The sequence below is a fragment of the Actinomycetota bacterium genome (assembly GCA_030682655.1).
Classification (GTDB): Bacteria; Actinomycetota; Coriobacteriia; order Anaerosomatales; family JAUXNU01; genus JAUXNU01.
On sequence record JAUXNU010000182.1, the window covers coordinates 22,494 to 34,981 of the forward strand.

Annotated in this window: 10 protein-coding genes and 1 tRNA gene; all 11 read left to right on the forward strand. The window is 59.6% G+C overall.

What is annotated here, in order from left to right:
- Positions 1 to 21: 21 nt before the first annotated feature.
- Positions 22 to 1,188, forward strand: a complete 1,167-nt coding sequence (locus Q8K99_12110; GenBank protein ID MDP2183299.1) for a hypothetical protein — start codon at positions 22 to 24, stop codon at positions 1,186 to 1,188.
- 452 nt (positions 1,189 to 1,640) lie between these two features.
- On the forward strand, positions 1,641 to 2,420 hold the full coding sequence (locus Q8K99_12115) for an ABC transporter substrate-binding protein (GenBank protein ID MDP2183300.1): 780 nt from the start codon (positions 1,641 to 1,643) through the stop codon (positions 2,418 to 2,420).
- 129 nt (positions 2,421 to 2,549) lie between these two features.
- Positions 2,550 to 4,841: a cobaltochelatase subunit CobN gene (locus tag Q8K99_12120; GenBank protein MDP2183301.1), complete on the forward strand. Its 2,292-nt coding sequence runs from the start codon at positions 2,550 to 2,552 to the stop codon at positions 4,839 to 4,841.
- A gap of 5 nt (positions 4,842 to 4,846) precedes the next feature.
- Complete coding sequence (locus Q8K99_12125) at positions 4,847 to 6,418, forward strand: cobaltochelatase subunit CobN (GenBank protein MDP2183302.1); 1,572 nt, start codon at positions 4,847 to 4,849, stop codon at positions 6,416 to 6,418.
- On the forward strand, positions 6,405 to 7,400 hold the full coding sequence (locus tag Q8K99_12130; GenBank protein MDP2183303.1) for an ABC transporter ATP-binding protein: 996 nt from the start codon (positions 6,405 to 6,407) through the stop codon (positions 7,398 to 7,400). Before Q8K99_12125 ends, Q8K99_12130 begins: the two co-directional genes overlap by 14 nt.
- The gene (locus Q8K99_12135; protein MDP2183304.1) at positions 7,397 to 8,143 is read left to right on the forward strand and encodes an ABC transporter permease; all 747 of its coding nucleotides are present in this window, start codon (positions 7,397 to 7,399) and stop codon (positions 8,141 to 8,143) included. Before Q8K99_12130 ends, Q8K99_12135 begins: the two co-directional genes overlap by 4 nt.
- Entirely contained in the window at positions 8,143 to 10,206 is a 2,064-nt protein-coding gene (locus Q8K99_12140; GenBank protein ID MDP2183305.1) for a putative cobaltochelatase, read from the forward strand. Before Q8K99_12135 ends, Q8K99_12140 begins: the two co-directional genes overlap by 1 nt.
- A 70-nt stretch (positions 10,207 to 10,276) precedes the next feature.
- Positions 10,277 to 11,314 carry an ATP-binding protein gene (locus Q8K99_12145; GenBank protein MDP2183306.1) on the forward strand — a complete coding sequence of 346 codons (1,038 nt, stop codon included), beginning with the start codon at positions 10,277 to 10,279 and terminating at the stop codon, positions 11,312 to 11,314.
- A gap of 339 nt (positions 11,315 to 11,653) precedes the next feature.
- Positions 11,654 to 11,730, forward strand: a tRNA-Pro gene (locus Q8K99_12150).
- A gap of 166 nt (positions 11,731 to 11,896) precedes the next feature.
- Positions 11,897 to 12,190 carry a nucleotidyltransferase family protein gene (locus Q8K99_12155; GenBank protein ID MDP2183307.1) on the forward strand — a complete coding sequence of 98 codons (294 nt, stop codon included), beginning with the start codon at positions 11,897 to 11,899 and terminating at the stop codon, positions 12,188 to 12,190.
- Positions 12,180 to 12,488: DUF86 domain-containing protein (locus Q8K99_12160; protein ID MDP2183308.1), on the forward strand; the 309-nt coding region annotated here is incomplete at its 3' end. The genes Q8K99_12155 and Q8K99_12160, both read left to right, overlap by 11 nt.

Sequence of the window (12,488 nt, forward strand, 5' to 3'; positions counted from 1 at the left end):
ATTGAGATAGGAGGACAAGGGATGTCGAGTCGCGTGAGAGCAAGATGGACCGTGTTGGCACTGTTCCTCGTCGGCGTGGTTGCGCCTGTGGCCTCTGGCTGCGCAGGTTCGAGTGCCAATGCCAGCAAGGAACCGGTTCAGCCGACGATCGAGCTGGTTCTTCCCGATGACTACGTCGAGGCCAACAATCTGGCAATGGGCGCCGTTACGGCGGACAAGATCGCAGACACAGCTGTGACAGGCGCCAAACTCGTGGACGGTGCGGTCATAGGCGTGAAGATAGGCACCGGGGCCGTCACCTCTTCGAAGATAGCCACCGGGGCCGTCACCTACGGGAAGATCGCGGGCGGGGCTGTCACCTCTGGAGAGATCGCGGGCGGGGCCGTCACCTACGGGAAGATCGGCAACGGGGCAGTGACGGGATCCTCGATCGTGAGAGGCACTATCGACACAGACAACATTGCCAGCGGTGCCATCACGACCACCGAGATTGAGGACAAGACGATTCGTCCCGCTGACATCGCTGACGGCGCCGTGACGAGGGCCAAGATCCAGAACAACGCGATCGTAGCGGACAAGATCGCGGACGGCGCCATCACAAGCTCGAAGATCAAGGCGTGCACGATCGTCGCGGAAGACATCGCTGCCGGTGCCATCACCAATATGGAGATTGCCGAGGGGACGATCCAGACGGCGAACCTCGCAGACTACATCATCACACACGAGAAGATCGGTCCCAATGCCGTGAACTCCTATCAGATCCTCGACGGCACGATACAGACCACGGACATCGGCGCGGGTATGGTCTGGACTATCAACCTAGACGACGCGGCCGTCACGAACGCCAAGCTGGCAACAAGCGCTGTGGCGACCAAGAACATCCAGAATGGGGCAGTCACCAAGGATCTGTTGGCTGCCAGCATACCCGTCTCGTATACGGGTTCGGTCACCGTGCCGACTGACGCGCTCGGCACCGTGTCAGTGGCGATTGACTTCTCGGCCGCCAAGTTCACGGCCACCCCGATGATCATCGTCTGCTTGGGCGGCGTCAGTGATGACGACGCCAGCATCGTGAACGTCCAAGGAACGGCAACGAGCAGTGCCGTCGGCAAGGTGGGCTTCAAGGTCATGGCGTTCAGCGGGGCTGGTTCGACCGCCGTGGTCAACTGGGTAGCTATCGGTCGCTAGTTACCAGCACGGGGCTTGTTGTGGCACAGCGTCAACCGAAGGAGGTACTGTTCATGCTTGGATTAACGCTTGCAGGGAAAGGGAAGACAGTCGCTATCTTGGCGGCGATCTGCACAGCTGTGCTGGCCATCGGGCTCTTCGGATACAGCCGCTTGGCCGGAGGGGGCTCCGCGAGTGAGGCGCCGCAGATTGTTTTCGCCGACAAGAATGGTGGATCACTGGACGCGTTTGGGAGCGCTGACGCGCTTGGGAGCGCTGGCACGTCTGGGAGCGCTGGCACGTCTGGGAGCGGCTCCAAAGGAGGCTCCGGGGGTTGGAACAACACAGTGGCAGGGGCCGGGAATCAAGGATCTTCGGAGAAGCCCGGTGGTGCGGGTTCGGAAACGAGGGTCGTCACTGACGACAGCGGAAGGGTCGTCAGGATTCCCGTCCAGCCCCAACGGATAGTCTGCATGGACACTGCGTCGACCGAGATACTGTTTGCCTGTGGACTTGGGAGCAAAGTAGTAGGCAGGGCCGACAACCTCTCGTATCCTCCTGAAGCGCTCAGTCTTCCGGCCCTCGGCTCAATGGGCACTCCGAGTCTTGAGAAGATGGTCGAACTCAAGCCGGACTTGGTCGCGATCTCAGGCTCGACGACCTTCCGTCGCTGGGTTCCGGAGGCCGAGAGGATCGGGCTCACGGTGCTCTCCTACAACTACCCGCTTACCGTAGAGGGCATCTTCGACATGATTGAACGCGTCGGTGACATGGGCGGCGCTCCTGACAGTGCGAGTGCCTTGGTAGCCGACCTTCGTGCAGAATGCACCAGGATCACCAACGTCACCAACAAGTTGTCGGCCAGTCAGAAGCCCACCGTAGGGATCGTCTACTTCGGCTCAAACAAGATGTACACATGGGGCGATGAGTCCCGCGAAGGAGCTCTGCTGCGAGCCAGCGGTGGTAGAAACGTCTTCCCGGGCTCCACGCCCATGGGCACGATAGCTCCCGAGTCGCTCGTAGCGCAGAACCCCGATATCATCATCGGGCTCTTCACGTTGGGGACCATGACCGAGGCCGAGGCGAAGGCTGCGACCATACAGAAGATCAAGACGCAGACAGGTTGGCAAACCATCAAGGCCGTGACACAGAACAAGGTCTATGCGATCCATTGGCAGGAGTGCTGGGCAGGTCCCAGGATCAAGCTGGGTATGGGCAATTTCTTCAAGGCCATACATCCGGAGCTCAACTAGTCGCGAGAAGCCGGAAGGTCTCCCGACGACAGAAGGGGTACGCAATTGAGAATCACATGCATAGTTTGGGGCTCTCAGATGCCCTTGATGCTTCGAGCTGCGAAGAGAATCAGCGGAATAGAATTCTCCATGTTCTCGTCCAAGATCTTGGGGCGACAACCGGAGCTGGTCGATGAGGCGCTGGCGGCAATCGATTGTGCTGACCTGGTCATGCTGTATCGCTCGAGTGAGCCGGTCTGGGATCGGATCGAAGCCAAGGTGAGGGAGGTTGGGGAGAAGAAACCCATCATCTCTCTCGGGTCCGATCCGGGTCTTTGGCTTCTGTCCACCGTCGAGCCCACTGTGGTGGAGACATGCAGCCTCTACCTCACCCACGGAGGAGAGGAGAACTGCTTCCAACTGTTCAACTTCCTGGCCAGCGAGGTCTTGAAGACCGGCTGCTACTACCTGCCGCCGAGATCAGAGCCTTGGGAGGGTGTGTGGCATCCTCGAGCGAAGCTGCACTTCGAGCGGACCGAGGACTACCTGGCTTGGTACCAACCGAAGCCGGCTGCGTTCGTGGGTTTGCTCACGAGTCGCTCGGCCTGGCTGTCGGGAGACCTGAGTGTGGAGACAGCCCTGATTGAGGAACTGGAACTCAAGGGCCTCAACGTGATACCGGCGTTCTGCTATTCGCTGAGCGACGAGAGCCTGGGCACTAGATCTATGGCTGGTGTCGTCGAAGACTTCTTCATCGTTGACGGTGAACTTCGGATCGACGCGCTCGTCAAGCTGGTCTTCTTCTTCCTCGGTTCGGCAAGGGGGGCTTCCGGGAAGCAGGACGGCGCTCTACCTGGAGTGGAACTCTCCAAGCGCATGAACATCCCGATCTTCGAGCCCGTGGCTTCCTACTATCGGACGGTCGAGGACTGGGCCGACGACCGGCAGGGCTTGTCGTCCGAGGTTGGATGGTCGATCGCGATGCCCGAGTTCGAGGGAGTGATCGAACCTCTCATCATCGGTGGCCTGAAGAAGGAGCTCGATGAAGAGACAGGCGCGCAGGTCGACATAAGGGTGCCCGTGGGAGATCGATGTGCCAAGGTCGCTGCTCGCATCAGCCGGTGGTTGGCGTTGCGCAACAAACCTGTCGAGGAGCGCAAGATAGCCTTCATTCTGCACAACAACCCGTGTGCCAGCGTGGAGGCGACCGTCGGTGCGGGAGCACATCTCGACACCCTTGAGAGCGTCTCGCGGATTCTTCACCAGATGAAGAACGCGGGGTATCGGGTCGATCCACCTGCGGACGGCAAAGCACTCATCGAGATGATCATGGAGAAGAAGGCTATCTCGGAGTTTCGCTGGACGCCCGTGGAGGAGATCGTTGCGAGAGGTGGAGCGCTTGCCTGCGTCGATGTCGACCGCTACAAAGAGTGGTTCGAACAGCTGGGTCCTGGCGTGAGAGAGAGGATCTGCGAAGCTTGGGGCGATCCCCCGGGCGAGTTGAAAGACGGGGTTCCTCCAGCCATGGTGCATGAGGGCCGCATCGTAGTCACCGGCATAGAGCTGGGAAGCGCCGTCGTCTGCGTGCAACCGAAACGTGGATGTGCGGGCGCCCGCTGCGACGGTCAAGTCTGCAAGATCCTTCACGATCCGGACGTGCCCCCTCCACATCAGTATCTTGCGACCTATCGCTATCTGGAGGACGAGTTCGGCGCGGACGCAATAGTGCATGTGGGAACCCACGGGAATCTTGAGTTCCTGCCTGGGAAGAGTGTCGGTCTTTCCGCAGACTGCTGTCCCGACATCAACATCGGGACCCTGCCGCACCTCTACGTATACAACGCGGACAATCCGCCGGAAGGGACGATAGCCAAGCGAAGGAGCTATGCGACACTCGTCGATCACATGCAGACGGTTCTCGTCGAAGGCGGGCTCTACGAGGAGTTGGCGGCGCTCGACGAGGCGCTTGCCGAGTACGAGAAGACGCGCCTCGCCGATCCGGGTAGGGCTCACGTCCTGCAGCACGTGATTCTGGAGGACTTGGAGAACGCTGATCTTCTCTCAGCACTTGGCCCCATCGAGGGACTTCCCTTCGACGAGATTGTGAGATGTGCACACGAAGCCCTCTCCCTCATTCGAACGACGCAAGTTCAGGACGGGATGCACATCTTCGGCGATCTGCCGAAGGAAGACCGGCTTGTCGATCTGATCGCATCGGTAATGCGGTATGACGACGGCGAGAAGGCGTCTCTGAGGAGTGTCGTGCTGGAGCTGATGGGAATCGATCTCGCCTACGCACTCGAGCACCAGGGCGAGGTGCACTCAGGGTTCCGGATCAGCTACGGGCGGATTCTGGAGCAGAGCCAGGACCATGCGAAGGCCCTCGTGAGGGAATTCCTCGGGCTTCCGGGCGCCGAACAAGACTCAGCGATGTTGGGGTGATGAAGGTGTCTGATGGCCTCATGATTCAGCAGGATGCAAGTGACAGTCTGGAAGAGAGCGCGCGCAAGGTGCTGGGAGAGCGGCTGCTCCATCGCGGCGCGATCTCCAAACTCCATGATCTTCGGGCTCGGGTGCTCGACTTGGCGCGTCGCGTCGATGAGTCGGATGAGATTGGCGCTCTGCTGAATGGCTTCTCTGGCGGTTATGTCGAGAGCGGTCCGTCCGGTCTCATAACGCGCGGGCGTGATGACGTCTTGCCGACAGGGAGGAACTTCTACTCCTTGGATCCCCAGCGTGTGCCAACGAAGGCGGCCTGGCGGGTCGGGCAGAGACTGGCCGAGGCCTTGATCGCCAAACATCTGGACGAGGAGGGGCGCTATCCAGAGAATGTCGCCATCTACTGGATGTGTACGGACATCATGTGGGCAGATGGCGAGGGTATGTCGCAGATATTCGCCCTCCTTGGAGTAGAGCCGATTTGGAAACCGAACGGTCGATTGCATGGATTCGAGATCACGCCTTCGTCGGAATTGGGGCGTCCAAGAATCGACGTGACGATCAGGGTCTCAGGAATAACGAGAGACAACTTCCAAGTCTGCATGGATGTCGTCGACGATGCCGTGCAGGCAGTTGCTGCCCTGGATGAGCCACCTGAGGACAACTACGTTCGAAAGCACGTGCTCGAGAGAGTGCTGCGTGACAAGGACAGTGCTCCCTCCGAAGCAGAATTGAGAAAGGCCGCACGGCGCATCTTCTGTGCCAGGCCGGGGTCCTACCAGGCGGGAGTCCAGCTCGCGGTCTATGCCTCCGCTTGGAAGGAAGAGAAGGATCTTGCTGAGATCTTCATCAAGTGGAACGGCTATGCGTACGGACGTGGTGTCTGGGGCGAGGAGTCCTTCCTCGAGCTTGCCCAGAGTCTGCAGACCGTGGACATCACCTTCAACAAGGTTGTCACCGATGAGTCAGACCTCTTCGCCTGCTGCTGTCATTTCGGCACACATGGTGGACTGACCGCGGCCGCACGCCACTTCTCAGGAAGAGAGGTGAAGGGCTACTACGGTGACACGAGGGATCCGCAGCACACCGAGGTGAGGGACCTTGCGGACGAGATCCGCCGGATTGCCAGAGCCAAGCTGCTCAATCCGAAATGGATCGAGGGGATGAAGCGGCACGGCTACAAGGGTGCGGGCGACATCAGCAAGCGAGTCGGTCGAGTCTACGGATATGCGGCTTCGACCCGTGAGGTCGACGACTGGATCTTCGATGACATCGCGAAGACCTTCGTGATCGATCAGGAGAACAGGGAGTTCTTCGAAGAGAACAATCCATGGGCGATGGAGGAGATTGCACGGAGGTTGCTCGAGGCGAAAGAGAGAGGTCTGTGGGATGCGGATCCCGACGTGCTTGACGAACTGAGGAGCCAGTACCTGGAGATCGAAGGCTGGATCGAGGATCGCATGGATGGGATAGAAGGTGACTTCCAAGGTGGTGCGACCGATATCGTTGAGTTCGACGATGCAGAGGGCTGGGGAGAGCAGATAGAGGCGATTAGGGATGTGCTAGATGCCAGGGAATGACCCGGTCGTGAAGGTGACGAATCTGACCAGGAGATTCAAGGACTTGGTTGCGGTCGACGGAGTCAGTTTCGACATTGCGTCGGGTGAGATATTCGGTCTCTTGGGCCCGAATGGCGCCGGCAAGACGACCACGGTCCTGATGCTTGCAACCCTCTTGAGGCCGACCTCCGGCGAGGCTTTTGTGGCTGGCCTGGATGCCTTCCGACGTCCCAAGGAGGTCAGGCGAAGGATCAGCTATGTCCCCCAGGGGATGGCGGTTGATTTCGCACTCACTGGTCGTGACAACTTGGACTACTACGCGTCGCTCTTTCGGATTCGGGGTCGAGACAAGATCGCCCGAATCGATCAGGTCATCGAGTTCCTTGGCCTCGAAAGCGTGATCGATCAGAGGGTGCAGTTCTTCTCTGGGGGGATGAGGCGGAGACTCGAACTCGCTCAGGCCATGCTCACCAGACCGAAGGTTCTCTTCTTGGACGAGCCGACCCTTGGCCTAGATGTCGCCGCTCGCCGTCGGCTGTGGGAGCTGATCGGAAACATGACGAGCGACGGGATCGCATGTTTGCTGACGACACACTACATGGATGAAGCCGAGGCGCTATGCAATCGAGTTGCCTTCATCTCGCATGGCAAGATCGCGCGATGCGGCACTCCAAGCGATCTTGTTGCCGAGATCGGGGGTGAGGCGATTCAGATCGATCTTTGCCGCCCCTTGTTCTCAGACAGTGTCATGAAGGATGTCGCGCGAGTCGCTGATGTCAGTGTCGAAGGACTGCGGCTGACGCTCGTTGCCAATGGTGGAAGGCACGCCTTGCCGAAGATCGCCGGAATCCTGCACTCGCATGATGTCGAGGTTGAGAGCATCTCTATCAGGCGGCCCAAACTCGAAGACGTGTACTTAGAGTGTGTCGACGGTTCGCAGGAACTCGTGAGCGCCTCAGAAGGGGCGGAGCTCAAGCGGATGGCCAGAAGGAGCATGAGTTGATTGCCGCACTCGATGTCGTGAGCCATGTCTGGCGCAGGGACAGAACCATCCAATTCAGGAACAAGACAGGCTTGGTGGCGGCGATCGTCACGCCTGTGGCCTGGCTTGCGGTCGTGGGCTCCCTGCCCATACACATGGAGGGCATACGTTATCTCGACTATGTAGCGCCAGCGATCGTCGTGATGTCCGTGCTATTCCCTTGTCTGCAAGGAGGCTTGCTGACCTCCTCGGACAGACAACTGGGTCATCTCAAGAAGGCATTCGCCACGCCCGCGCCCAGGTATCTGATGGCCATCGGCAAGACGCTGGCGGCCAGCACCAAGGCGTTCTTGCAGTTCGGGGCCGTCCTGTTGACCGCCGTTTTGCTCGGCGTGAAGTTCAGCGGTGGGCTTGCTGGCTTCTTGGTCATCTTGGTCTACACGATGTGCATTGCGCTGGGTCTCTCGGCGCTGTCCGTATCGATCGCTTTCGTGGTGGGAGACATGCACGCTTTTGGCTCGACCATGAGCCTGATCAGCCTCCCGCTCTTCATGGGAAGTTCGGCTCTCATGCCGATCGATAAGATGCCCTGCTGGCTGGCCTCCTTTGCCAGGGTCAATCCGCTGACATACGCAATCGGCGCGACCCGGGACATCATGCTCTCGGGGGACACCTCCAACGCGGTCTGGGGAATCTGCCTGGCCTGTGTCTTCTTGGTCGCAGCGATGTCCCTGTGCGCCTATCTGTTCGAGAGGGACAACTGATGAGTGAACGTGTGAATCCGAGGGCGGATGCTGGATTCAGTTCGATGTATCCGTTCACAGCCATCGTGGGACAGGGGTCGATGAAGAGAGCTCTGATCCTCAATGCCATCGATCCCAAGATAGGCGGCGTTCTGATCAGAGGTGACAAGGGGACGGCCAAGTCGACGGCAGCGAGGGCTTTTGCGGGCTTGCTTCCGGATATCGAGGTGGTTGACGGTTGCTCGTACGGCTGCGACCCCGCGAGTCGTACGAGCATGTGTCGTGACTGCGCGGAAGAAATGGGGCGGACTGGACGCGTGACCGCAAGCAGGAGAAGGGTGAGTCTGATCAACCTGCCCCTGAATGCCACAGAGGACAACGTTGTGGGCAGTATCAACCTCGAGCTTGCCATCAAGGAAGGCGTGAAGAGCTTCGAGCCAGGGGTTCTCGCTCTCGCTCACCGGGGCGTTATCTACATCGATGAGGTCAACCTCTTGGACGATCACATCGTTGACGTCCTGCTGGATGTCGCGTCCAGCGGCGTGAACAGGGTCGAACGCGAGGGAGTCTCCTTTGCGCATCCCGCTGAGATCGTCCTTGTGGGGTCGATGAATCCCGAAGAAGGGGAGTTGAGACCGCAACTCCTTGACCGCTTTGGCCTCTGTGTCCAAGTCGAAGGTGTCTTCGAGCTTGACGGGCGTGCAGAGCTCGTGAGGCGACGAGAGGCCTACGACGCAGAGCCCGCGGGTTTCGCCGAGAGATGGGAGACCGATGAGGCGGCGTTGAGGGAGAGGATCGTCCGTGCTCGCCAAGCAGTCGCGGCGGTCACGATTGCCGACGAGCTCATCAGTCTCATTGCCGCCGTCTGTTTGGAGAACTCGGTGAGCGGTCATCGGGCCGATGTCGTCATGGAACGTACCGCGAAAGCGATTGCGGCCTGGGAAGGCCGAGTTCGAGTGGCCGAGGAAGATATCTTGGCGGCGGCAGAGCTGGTGTTGCCTCACCGGCGGCGTGACCATGCTCCGTCTCAGCCGCATCAGGAGCATCAGCACGAGCATCAGGATGAAGACCAGCAGCAGGAAGAGGAGGAAGCGGCGAAGGGTGATTCAGCGCCCCGCGAGGAAGCCGCGGCTCCCTCTAGTCAAGACCGTGATGCACAAGGCGAGATGGAACAGTCGCGGGATCCGCAAGGCGCGAAGGGCGAAACGGAATCGTCCGATGGTCAGATGCAGGACAAGGTCTTTTCGACAGGGAAGCCGTATCAGGTACGAAGAATCGCTCCCAAGGAGAAGAGGGCGCTTCGTCGCGGCTCAGGCCGAAGGAGTAGAGCCAGGACGGCCTCGAAGTCGGGGCGGTACGTCAAGGCCGTCCAGAGAAGAGACAGCCGGGACATCGCAATCGATTCCACGCTGCGAGCGGCTGCACCCTATCAGCTCGCGAGGAGAGAGAGGGCGCTCGAGAAGGGGCTTGCCGTTCTGATCGAGACTGCCGACATTCGCGACAAGGTCAGAGAGAAACGGGTGGGCAATTTCCTCATCTTCGTTGTCGATGCGAGCGGCTCAATGGGAGCGCAACGCAGGATGATTGAGACGAAAGCTGCGATCCTCTCTCTTCTCATTGATGCATATCAGAAGAGGGACAGGGTGGGAATGGTGGTCTTCAGGGGCAATTCCGCCGAACTCCTGCTGCCGCCTACCAACAGCGTGGAGCTGGCACTGAGGAAGCTGGAAGAGATGCCTGTTGGCGGGAAGACCCCACTGTCATCTGGGTTGGCAAGGGCCTATGAGGTAGCCAAGACGCACTTGCGGAAGGACCCCGACACTCCACCACTCCTCGTCCTCATCACGGATGGAAGAGCCAACGTCAGCATGAGTGACATGAAGCCCCTTGATGAAGCCCGGAAGGTCGCGATAGCCATCGAGGAGGAGGAAGACATCAAGACCTTGGTGATTGACACCGAGAAGGACGGGTTGATCAGGCTTGGGATGGCTGCGGAAATCGCTCGCGTGCTTGGGGGTCAATACGCCAAGGTCGAAGAGCTTAGAGCTGAGGGCATCGTGGGTGCGGTGATGAGTGTCATCTAGCGACGTGCCTGGTTGCAGGTCGCGAATCGAAGAGCGTTGGCGAGCTGAACACAAGTCGAAGGGCAGACGAATGTCATACCACAACCGAGTGACGTACCCGTTCACCGCGATCGTCGGTCAGGAGGGAATGAGAAGAGCCCTGATTCTGAATGCGATCAACCCAAAGATAGGTGGCGTTCTGATCAGGGGCGAGAAGGGAACTGCCAAGTCCACCGCAGCCAGGGCGCTGGCAGATCTTCTTCCCGAGATCGAGGTGGTTGAGGGGTGTGTCTACGGCTGCGATCCAGCTGACGCGAACAGCATGTGTGAGGAATGCAGGGAGAAGACCACAGATGGCTCACAGCCGAACTCCACTTTCCGGAAGACGCGTGTAGTCGATCTGCCGGTCAGCTCCACGGAGGACCGTGTGGTTGGGACGCTCGATATCGAGCACGCGATACGAAGGGGAGAGAAGAGGTTCGAACCAGGAATACTGGCTGAGGCACACAGGGGCATCCTCTACGTCGATGAGGTGAATCTTCTCGACGACAGCCTCGCTGACCTGATGCTCGACACCGCGGCGATGGGCGTGAACGTGGTGGAGAGGGAGGGAGTCTCCCACTGGCACCCCGCTCGATTCATGCTCGTGGGCACGATGAATCCCGAAGAGGGCGAGTTGCGACCACAGCTTCTGGATCGCTTTGGTCTGTGCGTCGAGATCGAGGGCATAGTTGATGCCGACCTGAGGGTGGAAGTCGTCAAGCGGCGCTCGCGATACGAAGCAGATCCGGTCGCGTTCGCCATCGAGTGGGAGGAGGCCCAAGAGGCGGAACGAGGGAGAATCCTATCGGCTACGCGGATGCTGAACGATATCGAGATCTCTGATGAGATGCTGAAGTTGGTCGCAACGATAGCGATAGAATCGGGGGTTCAAGGTCACCGGGCGGACATTGTCATGACGAAGACGTCCAAGACGCTCGCGGCGCACCATGGGCGCGCCGTCGTTTCCAAGGAAGACGTGAGGGAAGCGGCGGATCTCGCGCTGCTTCATCGCACGAGAAGGAAACCGTTTGAAGAGATGGGTCTGGATCGTCGACAACTCGACGCGGTCGTGTCCGAAGCATCCTAGAGCCCGTGTCGGTCTGACTCCCTGGACGCCACGGCCGGTGCTGTGGTTTCCTGACTGTCTGTCCGTTTCGAGATCCTTCGTTATGCCGAGTGCTTCCACGACTGTGCAGGTGGCACTTGTCGCTGGGCGACATGTCTCCAGCCGAGGTCGAGCGGAGACTGGAGTAGGGTTGGCTCTTGGCCGCCGTGTCATGGTCCTAAGGTATCAACGAGAACGGGGCAACTCCATCGTCAGGGGATGGACACGAAGGTTGTACCGCCCCTATACTTCCCCAGGCGGCAGGAAACGCTGGCTGATTCCCCAGCAGCCAACAGCGTTTCCGCAGGCAGAACGTATCATCGGGCTGTGGCGCAGTTTGGTAGCGCACTTGACTGGGGGTCAAGGGGTCGCAGGTTCAAATCCTGTCAGCCCGACCATTGCTTCAATCTTGGAACCGGTCCCCATGGGCCGGTTCCTGCGTTTCCGGCAAGGGAGGCAACCGCCAAGAGACCGAAGTCCCGCGGATTCGGTCCCCGGCCCAACGCATGTCGGCGGTATCGATATACTGTTGTTCAAGCAGCGACGTCTGCCCGGGAGGCACGTATGACTGACACGGATGAGATGATCAGGGCGATTGGCCAGCACGCGGGGGAGATACGGCGTGACTTCGGCGTTGCGCGCCTCGGTGTATTCGGTTCGCGCGCTCGCGGAGATGCCGCGGTCGATAGTGATCTCGATGTGCTCGTGGAATTCGAGCGCCCGACATTCCGGAACTACATGGGTCTCAAGCACTATCTCGAGCAGTTGCTTGGCGTGACAGTCGATCTCGTGAGTGCGGCTGCCCTGAAGCCGATGCTGAAGGAGCATGTGATGCGCGAGGTCAAGTATGTCGCGTGACATTCGTGTGTACCTCGCCGATATCGCTGAGCGCTGTGAGAGGATTTCTCGCTACGTCGAGGGCCTTGATGACATCGCCTGGTCGACGGATGAGCGAACCCAGGACGCCGTATTGCGCAACCTCGAGGTCATCGGCGAGGCGGTCAAGCGTCTTCCACTAGGAGCCTGTCGGGAAATAGCCTGCGATTCAGGTGGCCGACGGAGGTCGATCGTTTCTAAGGCCCTTGAACTCGCAACATCGGGCGCTGGACGCTCTTTCGCGGCGCGGAAGGTCGCCATCGGCGTCTCTTCGGCGTTG

Bases quoted from the DNA above. Each gene is read 5' to 3' on its own strand.
- Q8K99_12155 (MDP2183307.1), top strand. From the start codon at position 11,897: ATGACTGACACGGATGAGATGATCAGGGCGATTGGCCAGCACGCGGGG.
- Q8K99_12140 (MDP2183305.1), top strand. From the start codon at position 8,143: ATGAGTGAACGTGTGAATCCGAGGGCGGATGCTGGATTCAGTTCGATG.
- Q8K99_12110 (MDP2183299.1), top strand. From the start codon at position 22: ATGTCGAGTCGCGTGAGAGCAAGATGGACCGTGTTGGCACTGTTCCTC.
- Q8K99_12130 (MDP2183303.1), top strand. From the start codon at position 6,405: ATGCCAGGGAATGACCCGGTCGTGAAGGTGACGAATCTGACCAGGAGA.
- Q8K99_12120 (MDP2183301.1), top strand. From the start codon at position 2,550: ATGTTCTCGTCCAAGATCTTGGGGCGACAACCGGAGCTGGTCGATGAG.
- Q8K99_12115 (MDP2183300.1), top strand. From the start codon at position 1,641: ATGGACACTGCGTCGACCGAGATACTGTTTGCCTGTGGACTTGGGAGC.
- Q8K99_12145 (MDP2183306.1), top strand. From the start codon at position 10,277: ATGTCATACCACAACCGAGTGACGTACCCGTTCACCGCGATCGTCGGT.